General features: G+C 72.0%; 19 protein-coding genes and 1 pseudogene. 13 read left to right on the top strand and 7 right to left on the bottom strand.

All coding sequences use genetic code 11. The annotated features are described in order from the left end of the window. Positions 1-9: 9 nt before the first annotated feature. Positions 10-1,941: an anthranilate synthase family protein gene (locus tag ACYVF4_RS11655; RefSeq protein ID WP_460722837.1), complete on the bottom strand. Its 1,932-nt coding sequence runs from the start codon at positions 1,939-1,941 to the stop codon at positions 10-12. A gap of 210 nt (positions 1,942-2,151) precedes the next feature. Here ACYVF4_RS11655 and ispG point away from each other — a divergent pair, with 210 nt between their 5' ends. Then, complete coding sequence (gene ispG, locus ACYVF4_RS11660) at positions 2,152-3,282, top strand: flavodoxin-dependent (E)-4-hydroxy-3-methylbut-2-enyl-diphosphate synthase (RefSeq protein WP_460723143.1); 1,131 nt, start codon at positions 2,152-2,154, stop codon at positions 3,280-3,282. A 143-nt stretch (positions 3,283-3,425) separates the two neighbouring features. Next, positions 3,426-4,586 (top strand): annotated as a pseudogene (locus tag ACYVF4_RS11665) (benzoate/H(+) symporter BenE family transporter). 15 nt (positions 4,587-4,601) lie between these two features. Here ACYVF4_RS11665 and pcp read toward each other — a convergent pair. Beyond that, positions 4,602-5,237 carry a pyroglutamyl-peptidase I gene (gene pcp, locus ACYVF4_RS11670; RefSeq protein WP_460722839.1) on the bottom strand — a complete coding sequence of 212 codons (636 nt, stop codon included), beginning with the start codon at positions 5,235-5,237 and terminating at the stop codon, positions 4,602-4,604. A gap of 52 nt (positions 5,238-5,289) precedes the next feature. On the opposite strand from pcp, the gene ACYVF4_RS11675 reads away from it, so the two are divergent. Both ACYVF4_RS11675 and ACYVF4_RS11680 read left to right on the top strand, forming a co-directional pair. Then, a complete protein-coding gene (locus ACYVF4_RS11675; RefSeq protein WP_460722841.1) occupies positions 5,290-7,089 on the top strand; it encodes a proline--tRNA ligase in 1,800 nt (599 codons plus the stop codon). Positions 7,090-7,232: 143 nt separating this feature from the next. After that, positions 7,233-9,263: a PhoX family protein gene (locus ACYVF4_RS11680; protein WP_460723145.1), complete on the top strand. Its 2,031-nt coding sequence runs from the start codon at positions 7,233-7,235 to the stop codon at positions 9,261-9,263. 73 nt (positions 9,264-9,336) lie between these two features. On the opposite strand, the gene ACYVF4_RS11685 is transcribed toward ACYVF4_RS11680, so the two are convergent. Then, entirely contained in the window at positions 9,337-10,137 is an 801-nt protein-coding gene (locus ACYVF4_RS11685; RefSeq protein ID WP_460722843.1) for a DUF1206 domain-containing protein, read from the bottom strand. 75 nt (positions 10,138-10,212) lie between these two features. Beyond that, on the bottom strand, positions 10,213-11,724 hold the full coding sequence (locus tag ACYVF4_RS11690; RefSeq protein WP_460722846.1) for an alanine/glycine:cation symporter family protein: 1,512 nt from the start codon (positions 11,722-11,724) through the stop codon (positions 10,213-10,215). A gap of 61 nt (positions 11,725-11,785) precedes the next feature. On the opposite strand from ACYVF4_RS11690, the gene ACYVF4_RS11695 reads away from it, so the two are divergent. The 5 genes from ACYVF4_RS11695 (at position 11,786) to rbfA (ending at position 18,429) form a co-directional block, all read left to right on the top strand. Further along, on the top strand, positions 11,786-13,624 hold the full coding sequence (locus ACYVF4_RS11695; RefSeq protein ID WP_460722848.1) for a lipase family protein: 1,839 nt from the start codon (positions 11,786-11,788) through the stop codon (positions 13,622-13,624). Positions 13,625-13,706: 82 nt separating this feature from the next. After that, on the top strand, positions 13,707-14,696 hold the full coding sequence (gene nusA / locus ACYVF4_RS11700; protein ID WP_460722850.1) for a transcription termination factor NusA: 990 nt from the start codon (positions 13,707-13,709) through the stop codon (positions 14,694-14,696). 26 nt (positions 14,697-14,722) lie between these two features. After that, positions 14,723-14,974, top strand: coding sequence for a YlxR family protein (locus tag ACYVF4_RS11705; protein WP_460722852.1), 252 nt, complete (start codon positions 14,723-14,725; stop codon positions 14,972-14,974). A gap of 94 nt (positions 14,975-15,068) precedes the next feature. Beyond that, the gene (gene infB, locus ACYVF4_RS11710; protein WP_460722854.1) at positions 15,069-17,861 is read left to right on the top strand and encodes a translation initiation factor IF-2; all 2,793 of its coding nucleotides are present in this window, start codon (positions 15,069-15,071) and stop codon (positions 17,859-17,861) included. A 136-nt stretch (positions 17,862-17,997) separates the two neighbouring features. Beyond that, positions 17,998-18,429, top strand: a complete 432-nt coding sequence (gene rbfA / locus ACYVF4_RS11715) for a 30S ribosome-binding factor RbfA (protein ID WP_460722856.1) — start codon at positions 17,998-18,000, stop codon at positions 18,427-18,429. A gap of 6 nt (positions 18,430-18,435) precedes the next feature. On the opposite strand, the gene ACYVF4_RS11720 is transcribed toward rbfA, so the two are convergent. Continuing rightward, a complete protein-coding gene (locus ACYVF4_RS11720) occupies positions 18,436-18,939 on the bottom strand; it encodes a flavodoxin family protein (RefSeq protein ID WP_460722858.1) in 504 nt (167 codons plus the stop codon). 46 nt (positions 18,940-18,985) lie between these two features. Next, a complete protein-coding gene (locus ACYVF4_RS11725; RefSeq protein WP_460722860.1) occupies positions 18,986-19,852 on the bottom strand; it encodes an HhH-GPD family protein in 867 nt (288 codons plus the stop codon). Positions 19,853-19,901: 49 nt separating this feature from the next. Here ACYVF4_RS11725 and truB point away from each other — a divergent pair, with 49 nt between their 5' ends. Further along, positions 19,902-20,792 carry a tRNA pseudouridine(55) synthase TruB gene (gene truB / locus ACYVF4_RS11730; protein WP_460722862.1) on the top strand — a complete coding sequence of 297 codons (891 nt, stop codon included), beginning with the start codon at positions 19,902-19,904 and terminating at the stop codon, positions 20,790-20,792. Further along, positions 20,789-21,157 carry a hypothetical protein gene (locus ACYVF4_RS11735; RefSeq protein WP_460722864.1) on the top strand — a complete coding sequence of 123 codons (369 nt, stop codon included), beginning with the start codon at positions 20,789-20,791 and terminating at the stop codon, positions 21,155-21,157. The genes truB and ACYVF4_RS11735 overlap by 4 nt, the downstream gene beginning before the upstream one ends. A gap of 18 nt (positions 21,158-21,175) precedes the next feature. On the opposite strand, the gene ACYVF4_RS11740 is transcribed toward ACYVF4_RS11735, so the two are convergent. Then, entirely contained in the window at positions 21,176-22,888 is a 1,713-nt protein-coding gene (locus ACYVF4_RS11740) for an SH3 domain-containing protein (protein WP_460722866.1), read from the bottom strand. Positions 22,889-23,050: 162 nt separating this feature from the next. Here ACYVF4_RS11740 and ACYVF4_RS11745 point away from each other — a divergent pair, with 162 nt between their 5' ends. Both ACYVF4_RS11745 and ACYVF4_RS11750 read left to right on the top strand, forming a co-directional pair. After that, a complete protein-coding gene (locus ACYVF4_RS11745; RefSeq protein WP_460722868.1) occupies positions 23,051-23,497 on the top strand; it encodes a hypothetical protein in 447 nt (148 codons plus the stop codon). Further along, entirely contained in the window at positions 23,494-24,471 is a 978-nt protein-coding gene (locus tag ACYVF4_RS11750; RefSeq protein ID WP_460722870.1) for a bifunctional riboflavin kinase/FAD synthetase, read from the top strand. Before ACYVF4_RS11745 ends, ACYVF4_RS11750 begins: the two co-directional genes overlap by 4 nt. Positions 24,472-24,515: the final 44 nt, after the last annotated feature.

Raw genomic sequence — 24,515 nt, forward strand, 5'->3', positions numbered from 1 at the left:
GCGGCCCCGTCAGGCCGAGACGGGGGTGAGGGCGTGCGCAACCAGTCGCTCGAGGGTGATCATGCCGTCGCGGGACAGGATCGACTCCAGGTGGCCCTGCACCGAGGCGTATCCGGGGCCGCGCAGGGCGTAGACGTCGCCGTCGGCGTCGGCCGAGACCTCGGTCGCCCCGACCCGCGAGACCCCGGGCGCGACGCGCGCGGTGAAGGTGTTGTAGAACCCGATCGAGGCGTCCTGCCCGAAGATGTCGACCGTCTTCTGCAGGCCCTGGTGGGGCGCGCTCAGCGAGGCCAGGCCGATGCCGACGGAATGGGCGAGGATCTGATGGCTCAGGCACACCGCCAGCAGCGGCCGGCCCGATTCGCGTCGGCGGCGCACGATGTCGCGCATGCGACGGATGCGGGGGAGTGACTCGTCGCGCGGATCCCCCGGCCCGGGGCCGGCCACGACGAGCTCCGCGGCGTCCAGCCGCGCGTCGTCCACGGCGTCCCACGCGGCGATCTCGACGTCCAGGCCCAGGTGGCGCAGCTGGTGGGCGAGCATCGTGGTGAAACGGTCCTCGGCGTCGACGACGATCGCGGAGCGGCCGGCGAAGGGACCGTGGCCGCCGGCATCCTGCGGATTGAGCCAGAACGCCGCGAGCCGGGCGTTGCGCGACTGCAGCAGCGCCGCCACGCCGGGGTCGTCCGCCAGGGCGCGGGGCGCGGGCGCCGGGGCGTCCTCGTCGATGGCGTCCGGGGCCGCCTCGGCGGCGACGTCGCGGGGGACGGCGCCGATCGCGCCGAGGACGCCGGCGGCCTTGCCGTGGGTCTCGCCGACCTCGCCGTACGGGTCGGAGTGCCGCACGAGCGTCGCCCCGACCGGAACGCGCAGCCGACCGTCGACGAGATAGGCCGTGCGGATGAGGATCGGCGCGTCGAGATCGTGCGTCGCGCCGGGTTCACCCGCCTGGGTGCGGGGCGTGAACAGGGCGGCGACCCCGGAGTAGTAGCCGCGCGGGGTGGTCTCGTGGCGGGCGATGACGGTGCAGGCGTTCTGCATGGGCGAGCCGGTCACCGTCGGGGCGAACATCGTCTCACGCAGGATGTCGCGGGGATCCAGCCGGCTGCGGCCGCGGAGCACGTACTCGGTGTGGGTCAGCCGCGACATCTCCTTGAGGTGCGGCCCCGTGATGCGGCCGCCGTCCGAGCAGACGGCGCTCATCATCTTCAGCTCCTCGTCGACGACCATGAAGAGCTCCTCGGTCTCTTTCGTGGACTCGAGGAACTCGCTGAGGGTCGCCACCGTGGCTCCGCCGGCGGGGTGGCGGAACGTCCCCGAGATGGGGTTCATCGTGACCACGCCGTCAAGGGCGCTCACGTGCGCCTCGGGGCTCGCGCCGACGGCGATGTGTCCCGGGGTGACGATCGCGAACGTCCAGTAGGCGCCGCGCTCGTGCTCGAGCAGGGCCCGGAACCACGTGAGGGCGGCGATCGCCGGGTCGGCGTCGACACCCGCGGTGAAGTCGCGGCGGATGACGAAGTTGGCGCCCTCGCCGCGGCCGATCTCGTCGGCGATGACGCGGCGGACGATGTCGGCGTAGTCCTCGTCGGCGATGTCGAACCCGGCGTCGGCCAACGGCACGGGCGCCGACGGCAGCTGTGCGAGGGCGTCGGAGCGCGCGAGGGTGCGGTGGTCGCCGACGACCAGGCAGCGCAGCGGGGCGCGGTCGTCGTGGCACGCGAACCCGCGTTCGCGCACCTGGCGGAACGGCACGAGGGCGAGGACTTCGCGGGGGATGCCGTCGGCGCCGGTGAGCGGGATGTCGGCCAGGTGCTCGACGTCCACGACGTCGCCGGTGAGCACCTCGACGGTGTCCGGCGTGCGGGAGATCAGCGCGAAGGGGGCGCCTGCCGCGGCGAGGCGCATCAGGTCGGCGGGGGAGGGTTCGGGCCCGGTCATGTCGGTCTTTCGTCGCGGGCCGGTCGCCTCACACGAGAGAAGACCGCCCCGAAGGCGGTCGTGGTCGCACGCTCCCACCGCCTATGCGGTGGGCCACCAGGTGGGGTGCGCGAACATGCGCCGAAACTATCACATGCCGCCGATGGGATCATCGCCGTGGGCCGGCGGCCCCGGCGTAGGCTGGGGATCGTGCCAGCCGTGAACATCGGGATGCCGAAAGTCCCCGAGACCCTCGCCCCGCGTCGCAAGAGCCGTCAGATCAAGGTCGGAAAGGTCCTCGTCGGCGGTGATGCGCCGGTGAGCGTCCAGTCGATGACCACGACGCCCACGACCAACATCAACGCGACGCTGCAGCAGATCGCCGAGCTCACGGCATCCGGCTGCGAGATCGTCCGGGTCGCCGTCCCGTCGCAGGACGACGCCGATGTGCTGCACATCATCGCGGCCAAGAGCCAGATCCCGGTGATCGCCGACATCCACTTCCAGCCCAAGTACGTCTTCCAGGCGATCGACGCCGGGTGCGCGGCGGTGCGGGTGAACCCCGGGAACATCCGCCAGTTCGACGACAAGGTCGGCGAGATCGCCCAGGCGGCCAAGGCCGCGGGGGTGTCGCTGCGGATCGGCGTGAACGCGGGGTCGCTCGATCGCCGGCTGCTGGAGAAGTACGGCAAGGCGACGCCCGAGGCCCTGGTCGAGAGCGCCGTGTGGGAGGCGTCGCTGTTCGAGGAGCACGACTTCCACGACTTCAAGATCTCGGTCAAGCACAACGACCCCGTCGTCATGGTGAAGGCCTACCGTCAGCTGGCCGAACGGGGCGACTGGCCGCTGCACCTCGGCGTCACCGAGGCGGGGCCGGCGTTCCAGGGGACGATCAAGAGCGCCACCGCCTTCGGCATCCTGCTCGGTGAGGGGATCGGCGACACGATCCGGGTGTCGCTGTCGGCGCCGCCGGCCGAGGAGGTCAAGGTCGGGCACCAGATCCTGCAGTCGCTGAACCTTCGCGAACGCAAGCTCGAGATCGTGTCGTGCCCGTCGTGCGGCCGCGCGCAGGTGGATGTGTACTCCCTCGCCGACAACGTCACCGAGGGTCTGAAGGACATGACCGTGCCGCTGCGCGTGGCCGTCATGGGGTGCGTCGTCAACGGTCCCGGCGAGGCGCGCGAGGCCGACCTGGGTGTCGCGTCCGGCAACGGCAAGGGGCAGATCTTCGTCAAGGGTCAGGTCATCAAGACGGTGCCCGAGGCGGACATCGTCCAGACCCTCATCGAAGAGGCCAATCGCATCGCCGACGAGATGGGTCCGGACGCCCCCGTGGGCACGGCGCAGGTCGTCACCAGCTGAGTTGCCGGGACATGCTGCGCCAGACGGGTCGGCGCGGCGCCGAGCGCGCGCCACAGTCGCGCGCGCATGACCATGCGGTGGAGCGCTACGGTGACGACGTGACCGCGCCCGACACCGCTCCGCCGGCGCCGGAGCGCGTTCCGCTGTCCCGGCCGATCATCGCCGGCGTCGTCACGGCGCTCGTCGGGGTGACGAGCTCGTTCGCGGTCGTGCTCACCGGGCTCGCGGCCGTCGGCGCGTCGCCCGCTCAGGCGGCCAGCGGGCTGCTCGCGCTGTGCGTCACGATGGGTCTGGCGTCGCTGGTCCTCTCGTGGCGGCTGTAGATCCCCGCGACCGCGGCGTGGTCCACGCCCGGCGCCGCGGTCCTCGCGACGAGCGGTGCCGTCGAGGGCGGGTGGAGCGCGGCCGTCGGGGCCTTCCTGGTCGCCGCGGCCCTGATCCTGCTCACCGCGCTGTGGCCGCAGCTCGGCCGCCTGATCGCGGCGATCCCGCCCTCCCTCGCCCAGGCGATGCTCGCGGGTGTCCTTCTTCCCCTGTGCCTGGCTCCCGTCGGCGGCCTCATCGGCAACCCGTGGGCGGTGGCACCCGTCCTCGCGACCTGGCTCGTCGCCGCACGCGTGGCGCCGCGATGGGCGGTGCCGCTGGCCTTCGTCAGCGCGGCGACGGTGAGCGCCGTCCACCTCGTCCGCACCGGTGCCCAGATCCCGCCCGCATCCCTGGTGCCGCGGCTGGAGATCACCGCGCCGACCGTGACGGCGGGCGCGGTGATCGGCCTGGCTGTGCCGCTCTTCCTGGTGACGATGGCATCGCAGAACGTCCCCGGTGTGGCCATCATGCGCAGCTTCGGCTATCGCGTGCCGTGGCGTCCCGCGATGCTCGTCACGGGTCTGGGGACGGCGATCGGCGCCCCCGCCGGGGGCCACGCGATCAACCTCACCGCCATCACCGCCGCGCTCGCCGCCGGCCCCGAGGCCGATCCCGATCCGAACCGCCGCTGGGTCGCCGGCGTGTCGACGGGGATGACCGCCGTCGCACTGGGCGGCCTGTCGGCTGGGCTCACCGCACTGGCCGTCGTGGCGCCCGCGGCCGTCATCCCGGCCGTCGCGGGCGTCGCGCTGCTCGGGGCGTTCGGGTCCGCCGTCCAGCAGGCCATCGACGATCCGGGCGAGCGGCTGCCGGCGGTGGCGACCTTCCTGGTCGCCGCGTCGGGAGTGCAGCCGGCCGGGATCGGAGCGGCGTTCTGGGCGCTGATCGCGGGGCTCGTGGTCCGGGGAGTGCTCCATGCGAGGCGCCCGGCCCGGTGACGAGGCCGCCCGGGGTCAGTGGATGGCGCCGGCCGGCACCCGCACGTCGTCGTCGTGGGCGATCGCGGTCTCGATGGCGACGGTGACCCCGCGCGCGACATCGAAGAACGACAGGGATGCCGCGTCCCGGGCCGGAGCATGCTCCGCCGTCCACGGCAGATGCAGGAATCCCGCGCGCACGCCGACGGGGGCGGCGTCGAGCGCGGTGTAGAACACGTGGTTGCACACGTACGTGCCGGCGGAGTGGGAGACCTCCGCGGGAACCCCGGCGGCGACGAGGTCGCGGGCGATGCGCTTGACCGGCAGCGTCGCGAACCTCGCCGCCGGAGCGCCGGGCACGCTCGGCTCGTCGACCGGCTGGGCGCCGTCGTTGTCGGGGATGCGGGCGTCGATGAGGTTCACCGCGATGCGCTCGACGCCGACCACCGCGCGACCGCCCGCGAGGCCGGTGGCCAGCACGACGTCGGGGGAGTGCCGCTCGATCAGCGCGCGCAGGCGCCGTCCGGCCTCGTCGAAGGCGACGGGCAGGACGTCGGCGACGATCTCGCCCGGGCCCGACCATGTCTGTGCGAGGAAGCGGACCACCTCGCGGGACGGGTTGAAGGCGTCGCCGCCGAAGGGCTCGAAGCCGGTCAGGAGCACGCGGGTCATCGCTCCAGGCTACGGCGGGGCCCGGCATCCGCCCGCCGTACACTTGACCCTCGTGGTCACACGTCTTTCGCACTACTTCGTCCGCACGCTCCGCGAGGACCCCGCCGACGCCGAGGTCACCAGCCACCGGCTGCTCGTGCGCGCCGGGTACATCCGGCGGACGGCGCCCGGCATCTTCACATGGCTGCCGCTGGGACTGAAGGTCAAGGCGCGGCTGGAGTCGGTCATCCGCGACGAGATGGCCGCCGCCGGCGCCTACGAGGTGCACTTCCCGGCGCTGGTGCCGGCCGAGCCCTACCGCGAGTCCGGCCGGTGGGAGGCCTACGGCAACGGCATCTTCCGCCTGAAGGACCGCAAGGACGCCGACTACCTGCTGGCGCCCACGCACGAGGAGCTCTTCACGCTGCTGGTGAAGGACCTCTACGCGTCGTACAAGGACCTGCCGCTGGCGATCTACCAGATCCAGGACAAGTACCGCGACGAGGCGCGTCCCCGGGCGGGCCTGCTGCGCGGCCGCGAGTTCACGATGAAGGATGCCTACTCCTTCGACCACACCGACGCCGGCCTCGACGCCTCGTACCAGTCGCAGCGCGACGCGTACGAGCGCATCTTCACCCGTCTGGGGCTGGAGTACGTCATCGTCGCCGCCGACAACGGGCTGATGGGCGGCGCGCGCAGCGAGGAGTTCCTGCACCCGACCCCGGTGGGCGAGGACACCTTCGTCCGCTCCGCGGGGGGCTACGCCGCCAACGTCGAGGCGTTCACCACCGTCGCCCCCGAGCCGCTGCCGATCGACGGTGCGCCGGATGCCGTCATCTTCGACTCGCCCGACACCCCCACGATCCAGACGCTCGTGGACCACTGCAACGCCCACCTGGACCCGCCGGCCCCCGGCATCGCCGGTCCCGCCACGGCGGAGTCGGCGGCCTGGACGGCCGCGCACACCCTCAAGAACGTCGTCCTCGCCCTCACGAACCTCGACGGCACCCGGGAGCTGGTCATCGTGGGCATCCCGGGCGACCGCGACGTCGACGACAAGCGCGCCGAGGTCGCCTTCGCGCCCGCTGCCGTCGAGGCCGCCACCGAGGCGGACTTCGCGCGCCACCCGGGCCTCGTGAAGGGCTACATCGGCCCCTGGTCGCCCGCGGGCCCGGTGCTCGGCGAGACCTCGGCCACCGGCATCCGGTATCTCGTCGACCCGCGGGTCGTGGACGGGACCGCGTGGGTGACCGGCGCGAACATCGACCAGAAGCACGTGCACTCCCTCGTAGCCGGTCGCGACTTCACCGCGGACGGTGTCGTCGAGGTCGCGAACGTCGTGGCCGGTGACCCGGCGCCCGACGGCTCCGGACCCGTGGAGCTGGCCCGCGGCATGGAGATCGGGCACGTCTTCCAGCTCGGCCGCTTCTTCGCCGAGAAACTCGGGCTGAAGGTGCTCGACGAGAACGGCAAGCTCGTCACGGTGACGATGGGCTCGTACGGCATCGGCGTGACCCGCATCCTCGCGATTCTCGCCGAGCTCAACAACGACGACCGGGGCCTCATCTGGCCCGAGTCCGTGGCGCCGTTCGACGTCCACGTGGTGGCCACGGGCAAGGATGCCGTCGCCTACGACCTCGCCGAGGCGCTGTCGTCCCGGCTCGAGGCCGCCGGACGCGACGTCCTGTACGACGACCGGCCCAAGGTCTCGCCCGGCGTGAAGTTCGGCGATGCCGAGCTGATCGGCGTCCCGCACATCCTGATCGTCGGACGCGGTGCCGCCGACGGCCAGGTCGAGCTGTGGGATCGCCGCACCGGCGAGCGGCAGGTCGTGCCGGCCGACGACGCGGTGGCCGCCCTCGGCGGGCGCTGACCCGTACGCCGCCCGTTCGGGCGGGCGTCGGCATCCGTTCACCTGACGGTGGGGTCGATGTCTTCCTCGCGGAGGAAGGTCGACTCCGATCCCTGAAGGAAGGATGTCCGGTGTCGTCCATCGAGAACCGTCGAGCGCTTCCCATGCTCGACCACGTGCGCGGAAAGCGCTCGGCCGTGACCTGTCAGTTCAAGTGCGCCAACGCGTGCCTCGGACCCGAGTGCAACACCTCGGCCAACGAGCACTTCCGCGACATCGTCGGCATGGCCCTGTCCCGGCGCGCGCTGCTGGGCATGGGGGCCGCGGCCGCCGTCGCCGTCGCCGTGACCGGGCTGCGCCCCGGCGCCCCCGCCTCGACCCCGGCGGCCGCGGGCGTCGCCGGACCGGGTGCCTCGTTCGCGCGACCCGCGACGAGCGGGCTGGCGTTCACGCCGATCGCCCCCGTCGCGAGCACCGTGGACGCGTTCACCGTCCCCGAGGGCTACACGTGGCGCCCGATCATCCGGTGGGGCGACCCGCTGTTCTCGTCGGCGCCGCTGTTCGACATCGACGCCCAGTCGCCCGAGGCGCAGGCCGGCCAGTTCGGTTACAACTGCGACTACCTCGACATCGTCCCCGACCCGAGCGGCAAGCGCGGCGTCCTGGTCAACAACCACGAGTACGTCAACCCCGGCATCATGTTCCCGCCGACCGCGGATGCGGCCGAGGTGCGGCGCCGCAGCGAGATCTACAAGGCCGCGCAGGGCATGTCGGTCGTCGAGGTCACCCGCTCCCGCATCGGCGAGCCGTGGACCTACGAGATCGACGGCCGCCGCAACCGCCGGATCACCGTCGAGACGCCGTTCGAGCTCACCGGTCCCGCGGCCGGCAGCGACCTGATGAAGACCGCCGGCGACCCGACGGGCCGCATGGTCAAGGGAACCCTCGGCAACTGCGCCGGCGGCACGACCCCCTGGGGGACGATCCTGTCGGGCGAAGAGAACTTCAACGGCTACTTCGCGTGGGACGCCACGACGGCGGGGCAGAAGCGCTACCAGGGCTCTTCGAGCACGTCGACCTCGACCGGCTGGGAGAAGTGGGACCCGCGCTTCAACAGCCACGACCCCGGCTACGTCAACGAGCCGAACCGCTTCGGCTACATCGTCGAGATCGACCCCGAGGACCCCACGTCCACCCCGCGCAAGCACACCGCGATGGGCCGCATGAAGCACGAGGGCGCCAACGTCATCGTCGCCGAGGACAAGCGCGTGGTGGCCTACATGGGCGACGACGAGCGCAACGACTACCTGTACAAGTTCGTGTCGAAGAACCGCATGTCCGGTTCACGCAAGAACAACCTCGGCCTGCTCGCCGAAGGCGACCTGTACGTGGCGAAGTTCTTCGGCGACTCCCCGGCCGCCGAGATCACCGGCACCGGCGCGCTGCCGGCGGACGGCGCCTTCGACGGCACGGGCATCTGGCTGCCCCTCACCCTGAACGGCCGCAGCGCGGTCGCCGGCATGAGCGTCGAAGAGGTGCTCGTGTACACGCGGCTCGCGGCCGACAAGGTCGGCGCCACGAAGATGGACCGGCCCGAGGACGTCGAGCCGAACCCGAAGACCGGCAAGGTGTACGTCGCGCTCACCAACAACAGCCAGCGCGGCAGCGCCGCGCCCGTCGACGAGGCCAACCCGGTGACCGGCAACCGCTACGGTCACGTCATCGAGCTGACCGAGACGGACGGACAGGCCGGTGCGACGTTCGGCTGGAGCATCCTGCTGCTGTGCGGCGACCCGAACACGTTCGAGAGCGCCTACTTCGCGGGCTTCCCCAAGGACAAGGTCTCGCCGATCTCGTGCCCCGACAACGTCGCGTTCGACTCCGAGGGCAACCTGTGGATCTCGACGGACGGCGCCCCGAGCACCCTCGGCCGCAACGACGGCCTGTTCAAGGTGCCGCTCGAGGGAGCGGAGCGCGGGCACGTGCAGCAGTTCCTGGCGGTCCCTCGGGATGCCGAGACGTGCGGCCCCGTCATCCGCGACGCCGAAGGCATCGTGCTGGTTGCCGTCCAGCATCCGGGCGAGGACGGCACGTTCGCCGCACCGAACTCGCTGTTCCCCGACTACGGCGCCTCCGGCCCGGGCGACGCCCCGAACGCGCCGCGTCCGTCGGTCGTGCAGGTCTTCCGGGGCTGACCCGATCCGCGGCCGAGCGCCCCGGTCCGCAGGTGCGGGCCGGGGCGCTCGTGGTTCGGGCGTCGGGGACGCGTCAGAGCCGGGTGTAGCGCGCGCGGGCGAACTGGAAAATGCCGTACGCGATCAGCCCGACGCCGATGGTACCGACGAGCCAGGGACCGAACGGCAGTTCGAGCAGGCTCTTGAGCGCCCCGTCGAACCCGCCGGCCTTTTCGGGGTCGCTGGTGACGGCGGCGGCGATGAGCAGGATGCCGATGATCCCCAGTGCGATGCCCTTGGCCACGTAGCCGACGATGCCGAGCTTGGTGATGCCGTTCGAGACGGTCCCGCCGGGCAGAGCCAGGTTCTCGAGGAACTTCTTCGTCACGCCCTTGTAGACGAAATACCCGCCGATCGCGAGGACGATGACGCCCCCGAGTCCCACCAGGAAGGGCCCGGCCGGCATCTGCAGCAGGCTCGCCGCGGTGTCTTCGGTGCTCTGCTCGCTGTTGGCGTTGCCGCCCATGGCGAAGACGAGCGCCACCCCGCCGAGGAACAGGTATGCGGCCGCGCGCCCGAAGCTCGCCAGCCGGTCGGTCCACTTGTCCTTGCCCTCGCCGGGCTCGAGGATCCCCTCGATGACGTACCAGAGCGCGAGCGCGAACAGTCCCAGCGCGAGGATCCACAGCAGCGCGATGCCGGCGGGGGCGTCGCTGATCGCCCGCATGGCGCCGGACTGGTCGCTCGAACCGGCACCGCCGAAGGCGATCGTGAGGGCGATGACGCCGATGAGGATGTGGACGAGTCCGTTGGCGGCATAGCCGATGCGGGCGAGGGCACGCAGCGCGGGTGAGGCGGACGCCTTCCGGGCCACCTGCTTGTGCGTCTGATTCATGCGCTCAGGATAGAAGCGGCACCGCGCCGGCGGAACAGATCTTGACCGCGAACCGCCGGATGTGCTTAGGGAGCCTCACTCCGGACGCGGCGCGTGGTGCAGGTGGTCGCGGTGCTTCTCAGCCTGCCGGCGCTTGACCGGCAGATCGATCGGACCGGTGACCGAGAGCTCGTCCTCCCAGACCTCGATGCCGCGGACATCCGGGAGCCGGTCCCGCGTGAAGACCGGGTCGCGCCCCTCGCGCCGCTGCTGGGTGTAATCGCGCAGCAGCCGGAAGGCGATCCCCGACAGCAGGGTGATGGCCACCAGGTTCACCAGCGCCATGAAGCCCATGGCACCGTCGGCGAAGTTCCACACCAGGTCCGCCGAGGCGAGCGCCCCGAGGAACACGGCCGCGACGGCGAAGATCCGGTAGCCGAGCAGCACGCCGCGGCGCGGGGTGATGAACTCGATGTTCGACTCGCCGTAGTAGTAGTTGCCGAGGATCGAGCTGAAGGCCAGCAGGAAGATCACGACACTCAGCAGCACGTTCGACCATTCGCCCAGGGCGCCCACGATGGCGCCCTGCGTCAGCGCGATCCCGCGCTCCGCGCCGGCGAGGTCTGGGACCGACACCAGGACGATGAACGCGGTGATGGAGCACACCAGGAACGTGTCGAAGTAGACGCCGAGGGTCTGGACGAGGCCCTGCTTGACCGGGTGGGTCACCGCCGCGGTCGCCCCTGCGTTCGGCGCCGAGCCGAGGCCCGCCTCGTTCGAGAACATGCCGCGCTTGACGCCGGTGAGGATGATGTAGCCCAGGGTGGCGCCGACGACCTCGTTGGGGCCGAAGGCCTGGGTGAAGATGGTGGCGAAGACCTCGGGCAGCCGCTCGATGTGGATCGCGACGATCACGAGCCCCAGGAGCAGGTACACCAGCGCCATCGCCGGCACGAGCGCCTGGGTGACCGAGGCGATGCGGCGGACGCCGCCGAAGATCACCAGAGCCATGAGCGCTGCCAGCACACCACCGACCAGCCAGGGCAGCCATGCCGCCGCGCTGTCGCCGAAGCTGCCGGCGATCGTCGCCTGGATGGTGTTGGCCTGGAGCGAGCTGAAGGCGATCGGGAAGCAGATGATGAGGATGACGGCGAAGACGATGCCCATCCACCGGGCGCCCAGCCCGCGCTGCATGTAGTACGCCGGGCCGCCACGGAAGCCGTCGGCGTCCCGCGTCTTGTAGAGCTGTGCCAGCGACGACTCGATGAACGCCGACGCGCCGCCGATGAAGGCCATCAGCCACATCCAGAACACCGCTCCCGGCCCGCCGATGGCGATGGCCGTCCCCACTCCGGCGATGTTGCCCACGCCGACTCGGGAGGCCGCCGAGATGGTGAACGCCTGGAAGCTGGACACCGACTGCGGCGCCCCGTCAGCGGTGCGCGGGGTCTTGTCGGTGAGGGTGCGGAACATCTCGGGCAGCAGCCGGAACTGCACCACGCCGGAGCGGATGGTGAAGTACAGCCCGAGCGCGACCACGACCGGCAGCACCGCCCACGTCCACAGGTTGTCGCCCCACAGCAGGATCCAGTCGTTCACCGCGTTCATCGCCCCAGTATGGCGGCGGGCGTACGCGTCGGCCAGCGCGGCGCGACCTAGCATGGGCGGGATGGCACACCGCAGCCCGCAGCCGCGCCGGTCCGTCCGGTGGAGCGTGCTGCCGCGCCTGGTCGAGGGAGCCCACCCCCGTGTGGTGCTGCTGGTGGGCCTTGCCCTCGCCGTGCTGGGCGCCCTCATGGCGCTGCGCCCGCTGACGTCGCTGTTCCTCCTGGCGCTGTACGTCGGCGTGAGCGCCATCGTCGCGGGCGTGTGGGAGCTCGCCTCGCCGCGGGGTGCCGTGTGGTGGCGGCGCGTCTTCGCCGCGGCGTGGGTGCTGGTGGGGCTCGCCGTCATCGTGTGGTTCGGCCGCAGCCTCGACCTCGCCCCCACCGCGCTGGCGGTGCTGCTGGTGGTCGGCGGCCTCGCCTCGCTGGGCGACGCGACGGCCGGAGGGCTCGTGAGCCAGCGGCTGCTCGGGGTGGCGTGGGGCGCCGCGCAGCTCGTCTTCGGCGTGCTCGCGCTGACCTGGCCGGACGTGACGGTGCTGCTGGTGGCCGCGGTGTTCGGCGTGCGCACGCTGCTGTTCGGCCTGACGCTCATGATCCGCGGGGGACAGGAGCTTTACGCGCGACGCGGGCCGGGCCGCCGCCGCGGCGCCTCGGGCGCGGCCCGTCGCTGGCTGGCGGCCGGACGCATCGCGCTGGCCGCGCTGCTCATCGCCACGGCATCCGGTGCATGGTGGGTGAACCAGTGGCTCGCCGAGGGCGCACCGGTCATCGACGCGTTCTACGATCCGCCGGCCGAGCTTCCGCGCGAACACGGGATGCTGATCCGCGAGGACGACTTCGAGGGCCGCCAGCCGGTGGGGGCGACGGTCCGCCGCATCCTGTACACGACCATCGACGCCCGCAGCGCCCCGGCCGTCGGCAGCGCGCTGGTGATCATCCCCGACGGAGTCTCGTGGCAGCCCCGCGACGTCATCCTGTGGAACCACGGCACGACCGGCGTCGCGCGCGGGTGCGCGCCCAGCCTGCGCGAGGCCTCGGCGACGAAGTGGGCGATCCCCGCGCTGGACGAGGCGATCGCGCGCGGATGGGTCGTGGTCGCTCCGGACTACAGCGGGCAGGGCGCTCCGGGTGTCTTCCCCTACCTGATCGGCGAGGGCGAGGCGCAGTCGGCGCTGGACGCCGTGCTCGCGGCAGATGAGGCGTTCGGCGTGTGGCTCACCGACCGCGTCGCGGTGTGGGGGCACTCGCAGGGCGGCCACGCGGCGCTGTGGACGGCGCAGCTGGCCCGCGAGTACACCCCGGATCTGACCGTCGTGGGCACCGCGGCGCTCGCCCCGGTGGCAGACCCCCTCGCCGTCGCGCGGGAACTGGCGGCGCCCGATCCTTCGCCGCTTCTCACCGTGCTCATCTCGTGGGTGCTCGTGCCGTACGCGGACACCTACCCGGACGTCGTCCTCGAGGATTACGTCGCCGCGGGCGCGCGCTCGATCGTGCGCGAGATGACGGCGCGCTGCCCCAGCGAGCCGGGCGTGGTGGTCTCGGTCCTCGCCGCCCTGGGCGTGTCCGAGGACCGCCCGCTCTACGTCGGTGATCTGACCGGCGGCGCGCTCGGTGCCCGGCTGGCGCAGAACGCCGCGACCGGGCCGTTCGAGCAGCCGCTGCTGGTGGCCTGGGGGACGGCCGACGAGGTGATCCCGCCGGCTCTGCAGCAGGGCTTCGTCGATCGCGCGTGCGCGGACGGCGCGCAGGTGCGGTGGGCGATCTACGGCGGCACCGACCACCTCGGCATCCTGCTGCCCTCCTCGCGATTCCTGCCGCTGCTGATCGGCTGGACCGAGGACCGCCTGGACGGCGGCGCCGGTCCCGTGGACGACTGCGAGCGCCTCGGCGCCGGCGAGTGACCTCGGCAGGGGCGCCATCGGGTAGCGTTGTATGGTTCCGGCGAGCACGACCAGCCGGTGAGAGCTGAATACGGAGGCAAGCGTGGACATCGATCTCGGACTTCTCAGGACCATCGAGCGAGAGAAGGAGATCCCGCTCGACGAGCTCGTGCGGATCATCGAGCAGGCGATCCTGACCGCCTACGCCAAGCACAGCTCCCCGGACGGCGAGCTCCCCGAGGGCGCGCGCGCCTCGATCGACCGCAAGACCGGTCACGTCGCCGTGTTCCTGCCGCTGCAGGACGAGGACGGCGCCGTCATCGGCGAGGAGGAGACCACTCCCGACGACTTCGGCCGCATCGCCGCCTTCGCCGCCAAGCAGGTCATCAGCCAGCGTCTGCGTGACATCGCCGACGACGCGGTGCTGGGGGAGTTCCGCGGCAAGGAGGGCGACATCGTCGCCGGCGTGGTCCAGCAGGGGCCCAATCCCCGCATGGTCCACGTCGATCTCGGTTCGGTCGAGGCCATCCTGCCGCCCGAGGAGCAGGTGCCCGGAGAGGAGTACTCGCACGGCTCCCGGCTGCGCGTGTACGTCACGAGCGTGGCCAAGGGCACGAAGGGCCCCGCGATCACCGTGTCGCGCACGCACCCGGGCCTGGTCCGCAAGCTCTTCGCGCTCGAGGTCCCCGAGATTCACGCCGGCCTGGTCGAGATCGTGTCGCTGGCCCGCGAGGCCGGCCACCGCACGAAGATCGCCGTCAAGGCCAACGACCCGGCGATCAACGCCAAGGGCGCCTGCATCGGCGAGCTCGGCCGGCGCGTGCGCGCCGTGACCGAGGAGCTCGGCGGCGAGAAGATCGACATCGTCGACTACGACCCCGAGCTTCCCAAGTTCGTCGCCAACGCCCTGTCGCCGGCGAAGGTGACGTCGAGCTTCGTCCTGGATGCCGGCACGAAGGCCGTCCGCGCGCTCGTCCCCGACTATCAGCTGTCCCTCGCGATCGGCAAGGAAGGGCAGAACGCGCGCCTGGCAGCGAAGCTCACCGGCGCCAAGATCGACATCCAGCCCGACAGCATCCTCGAAGAGAGCTGACCGGCCCGCCGAGTCCGGGGTGTACCATGGAACCCGTACGAACGTGCGTCGGCTGCCGCGCGCGTGCTCCCCGATCCGCCCTCCTGAGGGTGGTGTGCGTGGATTCCGTCCTCCTTCCGGATGAGCGGGCATCCTTGCCGGGGCGGGGCGCGTGGGTGCACGAGACGCCCGAATGCGTGGATGCCGCTCTGCGGCGCCGCGCTTTCGTGCGGGCGTTGCGTGTGTCAGGCCCGCTGAACACACAGACCATCGAAAAGCTCCTCCAGCGAAAAGGCTGAACGGCTATGGAAACAAAGTGAACGGCTCGAAATGAGACCCGTCCGCGACTGACGGTCTGCCCTGCCTTGGGGTGGACCCTGAGACAGGAGAATTGTGGCGAAACCACGCGTGCACGAGATCGCTTCCGAACTCGGCGTAGACAGCAAGCTTGCTCTGGCCAAGCTGAAGGAGCTCGGCGAATTCGTCAAGAGCCCCTCATCGACCATCGAGCCTCCGGTGGCGCGGAAGCTCCGCGCCGCCCTGCAGGCTGACGGCGCCGGCGCGTCGGCTCCGGCCGACGCCAAGCCGGCCACCCCCGCCCGCCCGGGCGGCGCCCGTCCCGGCCCGGCGCGTCCGGCGGCCAAGCCCGCCGCACCCGCGGCGGCTCCCGCGACCCCGGCTGCTCCCGCTCCGGCACCCGCCGCTCCGGCGGCGCCCGCGGCTCCCGCGGCGAAGGCTCCCGCCGCACCCGCGGCGCCTGCGGCTCCCAGCCCCGCCCCCGAGGCGCGTCCCGGTGACGCGTCCGGCGGTCAGGCGGCCCCCAAGCCCGGCCCGGGTGCCCCGGCACCTCAGCCGCCGCGTCCCGGCGGAGCGCCGCGCCCCGGCAACAACCCGTTCGCGTCCTCGCAGGGCATGGGCCAGCGTCCGGCCGGCCCGCGCCCGGGCAACAACCCGTTCGCCTCGGCGCAGGGCATGGGCCAGCGTCCGAACCCCGGCAACATCCCGCGTCCGCAGGCGCCTCGCCCCGGTGCCCCGCGCCCGGGCGCCCCGCGTCCCGGCGGCGCCGGTCGTCCCGGTGGCGGCGGTCGCCCCGGCGCCCCGTTCCAGCAGCGTCCCGGCGGTCCCGGTCGTCCCGGCGGCGCCGGTGCCGGAACCGGCTTCCAGCGTCCCGGTGGCGGCGGCGGCTTCGCCGGTCGTCCCGGCGGCGGAGGCGGCCGTGGCCGTGGCCCCGGCGGCGGCACCGCCGGCGCGTTCGGCAAGGGCGGCGGCAAGTCCAAGCAGCGCAAGTCGCGTCGGGCGAAGCGGCAGGAATTCGAGATGCGGGATGCCCCGCAGGTCGGCGGCGTCAACGTCCAGAAGGGCAACGGCGAGATCATCCGCCTGCGCCGCGGCGCGTCCATCTCGGACTTCGCCGACAAGCTCGAGGCGATCCGCGGCTACACCGTGCAGCCGGGCACCCTGGTGACGATCCTGTTCAACCTCGGTGAGATGGCGACGGCGACGGAGTCGCTGGACGAGGCCACCTTCGAGGTGCTGGGCGCGGAGCTCGGCTACAAGATCCAGATGGTCTCGCCCGAGGACGAGGACAAGGAGCTCCTCGAGGGCTTCGGTCTGGACCTCGAGGCCGAGCTGGAGGCCGAGAACGAGGAGGACCTCGAGATCCGGCCTCCCGTCGTGACCGTCATGGGTCACGTCGACCACGGTAAGACGCGACTGCTCGACGCGATCCGGCAGACCAACGTGGTCGCCGGTGAGGCCGGCGGCATCACGCAGCACATCGGTGCGTACCAGGTGTGGACCGAGCACGACGAGATCGAGCGTGCGATCACCTTCATCGACACCCCGGGTCACGAGGCGTTCACTGCCATGCGTGCCCGTGGTGCGCAGGTGACCGACATCGCCATCCTCGTGGTCGCCGCCGACGACGGCATCATGCCGCAGACGGTCGAGGCGCTGAACCACGCCCAGGCCGCCGGCGTCCCGATCGTCGTCGCGGTCAACAAGGTCGACAAGCCCGAGGCGAACCCCGCGAAGGTGCGCCAGCAGCTCACCGAGTACGGCCTGGTGGCCGAGGAGTACGGCGGCGACGTCATGTTCGTCGACGTCTCGGCTCGCCAGGGAACCGGCATCCAGGAACTGCTGGACGCCGTGCTGCTGACCGCCGACGCCGGCCTGGACCTGACCGCGAACCCGAACAAGGCCGCGCGAGGCGTCGCCATCGAGGCCAAGCTCGACAAGGGTCGCGGCTCCGTGGCCACCGTGCTGATCCAGTCCGGCACGCTGCGCGTCGGCGACGCCATCGTCGCCGGCACCGCGTACGGCCGCGTCCGCGCGATGATCGACGAGAACGGCGAGCCGGTCGACGAGGCAGCGCCCTCGCGTCCGGTGCAGGTGCAGGGTCTGAACTCCGTGCCCCGCGCCGGCGACACCTTCATCGTCACCGAAGAGGACCGCACCGCGCGTCAGATCGCCGAGAAGCGCGAAGCCGCGGAGCGCAACGCCCAGCTGGCCAAGGCCCGCAAGCGCATCTCGCTCGAGGACTTCACGCGCGCTCTCGAAGAGGGCAAGGTCGAGTCGCTCAACCTCATCATCAAGGGCGACGTGTCGGGTGCCGTCGAGGCGCTCGAGGAGTCGCTGCTCAAGATCGAGGTCGACGACTCGGTGCAGCTGCGGATCATCCACCGCGGCGTGGGCGCGGTGACGGAGTCCGACGTGAACCTGGCCACGATCGACAACGCGATCGTGATCGGCTTCAACGTCCGCCCCGACGCCAAGGCACGCGAGCGCGCCGCCCGCGAGGGCGTGGACATCCGGTTCTACTCGGTCATCTACAACGCGATCGACGATGTCGAGCAGTCCCTCACGGGCATGCTCAAGCCGGAGTTCGAAGAGGTGCAGTCGGGTGTCGCCGAGATCCGCGAGGTGTTCCGCTCCTCGAAGTTCGGCAACATCGCCGGTGTCATCGTCCGCTCGGGCACGATCACGCGCAACGCCAAGGCGCGCGTCATCCGCGACGGCGTCGTGATCGCCGACGGCCTGGCCATCGAGTCGCTGCGCCGCTTCAAGGACGACGTCACCGAGGTCCGCACGGACTTCGAGTGCGGTATCGGCCTGGGCAAGTACAACGACATCCAGATCGGCGACGAGATCGAGACGACCGAAATGGTGGAGAAGCCGCGCGGCTGATCCCCGTATCTGCGCTGCGGCGAGGGATGCACCACCGACAACGGGACCCCCAAGACCCCGACTGTCGGCGGCGCATCCCTCGCCTCCGCTCCCGTGGACGACCGCGGGCGGGCGTGGTGAAGAGCAAGGAGAGAAGATGGCTGGCGAACGGCAGGCGCGCCTGGCGGACCGCATCCGCGTCCTCATCGCGGAGCGTCTCGAGAAGGGTCTGCGGGACCCGCGGCTGGGCTTCGTGACGATCACGGACGTCCGGGTGACCGGCGATCTGCAGCACGCGTCGGTGTTCTACACCGTGCTCGGCACCGCCGAGGAGCGCGAGGCCTCGGGGCAGGCGCTGCGCGCGGCGACGGGGATGCTGCGCAGCGAGGTCGGGCGCAAGCTCGGCGTCCGCCTCACCCCGACCCTGGAGTTCATCCCCGACGGGATCCCCGAGAACGCGGGGCACATCGAGGATCTGCTGCGCGAGGCGCGGGAGCGGGATGCCGCCGTGGCGGGTCTCGCGGCCTCGGCCGACTACGCGGGCGAAGCCGACCCCTACATCACGCGCGAGGACGACGACGAGGACTGATCCCCGTCAGCCCTGCTGGACGAGCCTGGCCAGGCGGTGACCCCAGTCCCGTGCCCGGTCGGTCTCTCCTTCGGCGAGCGGCCCGGCAGTGTCGGTGACGTAGAAGCTCTTGGTGTCGATCACCCGCATGCGGTGCTCGCGCGCCTTGTGCGCGGCGGCCTTCGCCGCCGATCCCGGCATCCACTTCATCGTCACGTGCGTGTCGAACGTCGCGACGGCGGCGCCCCCGGCCGCCTCTGGCAGGTCGGTGATCCAGTCCCGCAGGCCGCGGTGGGTCGGGTGATCCGCCCCGCGCGTGACGGCATCCCGGCGCGTGGTCTCGCGCGACATCGAGAACGCGTGGGTCGGGCCGCCCGCGACCACCAGGTCGACGTCCGCCGGGACCTCCGCGGGCGCGTCGTCCACGCTCCGGGTGTCGACCTGCATGTGCTCGGCGAGCCCCGCGGCGATCGCGTCGGCGACCTCGCGGGTGTTGCCGAACATCGACTCGAAGACGATCAGTGCTCTCATGACGGCGACGTTACGTCGCTGCGCGTGCAGGCTGCAGGGCCGAAGGTCACATCGGCAGGCGCAGCAGGTCGCCGTCGGCTTCGACGAGGCCGTCCGCGATGAGGGAGTCGATGGCGCGGTCGCGCTGCCGCGCGTCCGGCCAGCCGGCGAGGACCCCGTCGATCGGGTGGGCGTGGCCGTCGGCATCCCGCAGGATCTTCAGCACGGCGCCCCGCGCCTGCCGGTCGCTGCCCTCGTAACGCGCCTGCCTGCGCCGTTCGTCGGGGGTGTCGGGGTGGCCGGCTGCGCGCCAGCGGCAGACGTCGGCGATCGGGCACCGCTCGCAGCGCGGGGCGCGGGCCGTGCACACCACGGCCCCGAGCTCCATCGCGCCCGCGTTGACGACGGCTGCGTCGGCGTCGTCCGCGGGCAGCATGCCGGCCATGGCGGCCAGATCCCGTCGCGAGGGCGGGCCGGGCTGCGCGCGCCCGTCCACCGCGCGGGCCAGCACCCGGCGGGTGTTCGTGTCCACGACCGGGTGGCGGTCGCCGTAGGCGAACACCGCTACCGCGCGGGCCGTGTAATCGCCGATGCCGGTCAGCGCCAGGAGCGCATCGACGTCGCGCGGCACGACGCCGCCGTGACGATCGCGGATCTCGGTCGCGGCCCGGTGCAGCCACAGCGCGCGCCGCGGGTAGCCGAGGTTCGCCCATTCCCGGACGGCGTCGCCTGGGGCGGCTTCGGCGAGCGCGGCGGGGGTCGGCCAGCGTTTCAGCCAGGCCTCCAGCCGCGGGATCACGCGGGCCACGGGCGTCTGCTGGAGCATGAACTCGCTCACGAGGATCCCCCACGCACCGAATCCGGGATGCCGCCAGGGGAGCGGGCGGGCATGCTCGCGGTACCACGCGGCGATGGGCGCGGCGATGTCGGGCATCCGTTCAGCGTACGCGGGGGCGCGCAGGAGGCGGCCCTAGGCTGGAGCGGTGACCTCCGGCATCCTTCTCGTCGACAAGCCAGGCGGCATCACCAGCCACGACGTCGTCGCCCGCGCGCGCCGCATCCTGGGCACGCGCAAGATCGGGCACGCCGGCACCCTCGACCCGATGGCCACCGGACTGCTGGTGCTGGGCGTGGACGGGGCCACGCGCCTGCTGACCTTCATCGTCGGCCTGGACAAGACCTACCTCGCCACGATCGTCCTGGGGGTCTCGACGGACTCGGACGACGCCGACGGCGAGGTCGTCGCGCGCGCGGACGCCGCGCACGTCGACTCCGACGACATCGCGCGGCAGATCCGCGCCCTGACCGGCCGCATCTCGCAGATCCCCAGCCGGGTGTCGGCCATCAAGGTCGGCGGGCGCCGGGCCTACGACCTCGCCCGTGCGGGGGAGGAGGTGGTGCTGGCAGCCCGTGAGGTGACGGTCGCCCGCTTCGACGTCCTCGACGAGCGCCGCCGCGGCGCCACCATCGAGCTCGACGTCGTCGTGGACTGCTCCAGCGGGACGTACATCCGTGCGCTCGCCCGCGACCTGGGTGCCGCGCTCGGCGTCGGCGGGCACCTGACGGCGCTGCGCCGCACCCGGATCGGGCCGTTCGACGTCGCCGACGCCGCCTCCGTCGACGGCCTGGGCGACGCCGCGCCCCTCTCGCCCGCCCACGCGGCGGCCGCCGTGCTCGGCGTCCTGCCGGTCTCGGCCGACGAGGCGCGTGATCTGCGCCACGGGAAGCGGCTGACCGGAGCGGCCGTCCGGCTGGGTGATGCCCGCGGCGTCGTGGCCGCGGTAGATCCCGAGGGGCGGCTCGTGGGCGTCGTCGAGCGCCGGGGCGCCGATGTGAAGAGTGCGATGAACATGCCCGAGGAGGACGCGCGATGATCCTGTGGTTCGCCGTGGTGCAGGTGGTGGTCGCGACGATCGCGGGCGTGCTCGCGATCGTCCTGGGGCTGGCCGGTCGCCGGCCGAGCGACCTGAGCGTGGGGGGACTCGCGCTGGTGGAGCTGCTGCTGGTTGCGCAGATCGTCGTCGGGATCGTCTCGCCGCTCGCGGGCAACCCGCCGACGGGCAGCCTGCTGGAGTACTGGGTCTACCTCGTCTCGGCTGCCCTGCTGCCGCCCGCGTCGGTGTTCTGGGCGCTTCTCGAACGCAGCCGCTGGAGCACCGTCATCATGGGGATCGCGGGGCTCGCCGTAGCGGTCATGGTGTGGCGGATGCAGGTCATCTGGACCGTGCAGATCGCCTGAGCACGCCCGCGCCGCGGCTCAGCGCTTCACGAGGTAGGCGGAGTGCACCCAGCCGGTGCGGCTCTTGTACGTCACCTTGAACCACACGCCGCTCTTGGCGAGCACGGAGCCGACGCTCGCTCCCTTGGGGATGATCAGCAGGCGCGCGCTCGCGGTCGACGGGGCCTTGCGCAGATTCAGCGACGTGGTCGTGGCGTACGTCGCGGGCTTGGGTGCGGTCGCCGCCGTCGCCGTCCGCAGGTAGCCGGAGTGGACCCAGCCGGTGCGGCCCTGGTAGACGACCTTGCGCCACACTCCGGAGGTCGCGAGCACCTTGCCGACGTTCGCGCCCTTGGGGATCAGTCGCAGCACCGTGCCCGACAGCGACGGAGTGCCGCGCAGGTTGAGCGCCGTGGTGGTGACGTAGGTCGCCGCCGGTGACGTGACCGGCGCCGGGGCCGGGGCCGGCTTGACCGTGGGTGTGGGCGTAGGCGTCGGCGACGGCTTCACCGTGGAGGTCGGCGTAGGCGTCGGCGACGGCTTCACCGTGGGGGTGGGGGTCGGTGACGGCTTGACGGTCGGGGTCGGGGTCGGGGTCACCGTCGGGGTCGGCGTCACGGAGGGCGTGGGCGTCGGCGCCGTGAGCGCGGCGGGCCGCAGGAAGTCCGACGACACCCAGCCGGTCGTCCCCTCGTAAGTCACCTGATACCAGATGCCGTCCACGGCGAGCACGCGCCCGACGTCCGCGCCGCGCGGGATGATGCGAAGCACGCTCGCTGTCGTCGAGGCGGCCGCCCGCAGGTTGAGGGGGGCGGTCGTCTCGAACGTGCCGGACGGCGTGACGGCCGGAGCCGGGGCCGGGGCCGGGGTCGGGGTCGGGGTCGGTGTCGGGCTCGGGGTCGGAGTGGGAGTCGGTGCGACGACGGGCTTCACCGGCGAGACGTACGACGACGAGATCCATCCGGACTGCGACCCGATCTTCACCGGGATGAACCCGGAGCTGATCTGACCAGGGACGTGCACCATCTGGGTGGCCGGCGGCAGCAGGCGGATCACCCCGGAGGCCAGCGAGGCGGCGCTGCGGAAGTTGACCTCGGCGGTGGTGTAGTACGTGCAGGTGGCGGGCGTGTCGCGGGCGGTGACGCCCGAAGACGCCGTGTACAGGTCGACGTCTCGTGCCGACATGAAAGCGCGGGGATCCTGCGGCTGGGCGGCGCCGCTGGTCGCGCGCCACACCTCGAGGTGCAGGTGGTTGCCCGTGGATCCGCCGCTGGTGCCGACCTCGCTGATGCGTTGACCGGCCTTCACGACGTCCCCCACGCGCACCTGCGTCGTCGCCGACCACACGTGCATGTACATCGAGGTGTACTCGGCGCCGGCGATGTTATGCCGCACGGCGACGTAGCCGACGCGGGAGCTCGTGCCGCTGACGGTGGCGGTGACGACACCGGCGGCGATCGCGTAGATCGGCGCGCCGGCCTTGGCGGCCATGTCCGTGCCGAGGTGGAACGTGGATGCGCCGGGCAGCGGGATGCAGCGCGGACCGTAGTGCGAGCTGATCCAGTAGGTCTTCGCGGTCAGCGGATTGCGGAACGTGGTGGCCAGCGGGACCGTCGTAGGGACGGATGCCGCGACGGGCACGCCTGCGGCCCCGGGGACGGTGGCGGCGACGGCGGGTGCGGGAGCGAGCGCGCCGGCGAGGAGGGCGAGGGTCGCGAGAGTCGCCGCGAGAAGGGAGCGCGTGGATCGCATGAGGGCACTTCGAGTCTGGAGCGGGAGTGGGCAGGATGCGGTCGGGTGCCGTCTGTGAATATTGACACTTTTCGGTGTGTCTGTCTACTTCTGTGGCGGATGTGATCTATGTGATTCGCTCGCCATCGGCGTGTCGCGGTCGAGAACTAGGATGGGAAGGTCATGACCTCCCCCGACCGCCCCCGCCGTCGCATGAGCGGCATCGGCCGAGTCCTCGTGATCGTCTACGCGATCATGGCGCTCGCCGCCACCGGCCGCTCCTTCGTCCAGATCGTCGAACGCTTCGACGAGGCACCCCTGGCATACGCGCTGTCCGCGCTGTCCGCCGTGGTGTACATCCTCGCCACGGCAGCCCTCGTCTTCGCGGGGAACAGGGCCTGGTACGTCGTGGCATGGGCGGCCATCGTGTTCGAACTGGCCGGCGTGCTCGTCATCGGATCGCTGTCGCTCCTGCTCCCCGAGCTCTTCGCCCACCCGACGGTGTGGTCGTGGTTCGGCCTCGGGTACCTCTTCGTCCCCCTGGTCCTGCCCTTCTTCGGGCTGTGGTGGCTCGTCGTCCATCGCCCCCGTGCGAGCCCGGCCCTGCCCGCCGCGGCGGTCGCGCAGTGATCGTCTTCGACGACCCCGAGGCCGTTCCCGCGGACTTCGGCCCGTCGGTGGTCGCGATCGGCAAGTTCGACGGCGTCCACAGCGGGCACCGCGCCGTCATCGACCGCGCGCGCGTGGACGCGGCGACCTCGGCGGCCAAGGTGGTCGCCGTGACCTTCGACCGCAACCCCCTCGCGCTGCTGCGCCCGGAGCGGTGTCCGGACAGTCTCATCGGCCTGCACCAGAAGCTGGCGCTGCTGGCCGACGCCGGCGTGGACGCCACGCTCGTGCTGCGATTCGACGAGGCGCTCGCCTCGCTCAGCCCGCGCGCGTTCGTCGAGCACGTGCTCGCCGACCGGCTCGGCGCGCGCGTGGTGCTGGTGGGCGCGGACTTCCGGTTCGGGCGCGGCGGCGCCGGCACCCCCGAGACCCTCGCCGAGCTCGGCGCCGAGTTCGGCTTCGACGTCCAGGTCGTGGGCGACATCCGCGCCATCGAAGGGCAGCGACGGGTGTCGTCGACGTGGATCCGGGAGCTGCTCGCCGACGGCGACGTCGCCAGCGCCGCACGGCTCCTGGGCAGGCTCCCCTCGGTGTGGGGAGAGGTCGTCCACGGCCTCAAGCGCGGACGCGCCCTCGGCTTCCCCACCGCCAACCTGTCGGCCGACCTCGAGGGGTTCGTCCCCGCCGAGGGCGTCTACGCCGGCTGGCTCGTGGACGAGGGGCTCGGCGACCCCGATCGGACCGAGGGACCGGGAAGCAGCATCCGGTACCCCGCCGCGATCAGCATCGGCACCAATCCGACCTTCGACGACGTGCTCGTCCGCCAGGTCGAGGCCTACGTCCTCGACGAGACCGATCTCGACCTGTACGGCCACCGCGTGCAGGTGCAGTTCGCCGAGCGGATCCGCGGGATGGTGGCCTTCGAGGGCATCGACGCGCTCATCGCGCAGATGACCGACGACGTCGAGCGGGTGCGCCACACCCTGAGTCGGTAGCGCCAGGGCCCCGATCGCCGCATACGATCGAGCGTGGACGGCCA

This window comes from Microbacterium aureliae (assembly GCF_054780155.1).

What these genes read in the sequence shown, in the direction of transcription:
- ACYVF4_RS11745 (WP_460722868.1), top strand. Translation starts at nt 23,051, where the DNA reads ATGACCTCCCCCGACCGCCCCCGCCGTCGCATGAGCGGCATCGGCCGA.
- ACYVF4_RS11740 (WP_460722866.1), bottom strand. Translation starts at nt 22,888, where the DNA reads ATGCGATCCACGCGCTCCCTTCTCGCGGCGACTCTCGCGACCCTCGCC.
- ACYVF4_RS11685 (WP_460722843.1), bottom strand. Translation starts at nt 10,137, where the DNA reads ATGAATCAGACGCACAAGCAGGTGGCCCGGAAGGCGTCCGCCTCACCC.
- ACYVF4_RS11725 (WP_460722860.1), bottom strand. Translation starts at nt 19,852, where the DNA reads ATGCCCGACATCGCCGCGCCCATCGCCGCGTGGTACCGCGAGCATGCC.
- ACYVF4_RS11655 (WP_460722837.1), bottom strand. Translation starts at nt 1,941, where the DNA reads ATGACCGGGCCCGAACCCTCCCCCGCCGACCTGATGCGCCTCGCCGCG.
- ACYVF4_RS11720 (WP_460722858.1), bottom strand. Translation starts at nt 18,939, where the DNA reads ATGAGAGCACTGATCGTCTTCGAGTCGATGTTCGGCAACACCCGCGAG.
- ACYVF4_RS11735 (WP_460722864.1), top strand. Translation starts at nt 20,789, where the DNA reads ATGATCCTGTGGTTCGCCGTGGTGCAGGTGGTGGTCGCGACGATCGCG.
- ACYVF4_RS11705 (WP_460722852.1), top strand. Translation starts at nt 14,723, where the DNA reads ATGGAACCCGTACGAACGTGCGTCGGCTGCCGCGCGCGTGCTCCCCGA.
- ACYVF4_RS11690 (WP_460722846.1), bottom strand. Translation starts at nt 11,724, where the DNA reads ATGAACGCGGTGAACGACTGGATCCTGCTGTGGGGCGACAACCTGTGG.
- ispG (WP_460723143.1), top strand. Translation starts at nt 2,152, where the DNA reads ATGCCGAAAGTCCCCGAGACCCTCGCCCCGCGTCGCAAGAGCCGTCAG.
- ACYVF4_RS11680 (WP_460723145.1), top strand. Translation starts at nt 7,233, where the DNA reads ATGCTCGACCACGTGCGCGGAAAGCGCTCGGCCGTGACCTGTCAGTTC.
- pcp (WP_460722839.1), bottom strand. Translation starts at nt 5,237, where the DNA reads ATGACCCGCGTGCTCCTGACCGGCTTCGAGCCCTTCGGCGGCGACGCC.
- ACYVF4_RS11695 (WP_460722848.1), top strand. Translation starts at nt 11,786, where the DNA reads ATGGCACACCGCAGCCCGCAGCCGCGCCGGTCCGTCCGGTGGAGCGTG.
- rbfA (WP_460722856.1), top strand. Translation starts at nt 17,998, where the DNA reads ATGGCTGGCGAACGGCAGGCGCGCCTGGCGGACCGCATCCGCGTCCTC.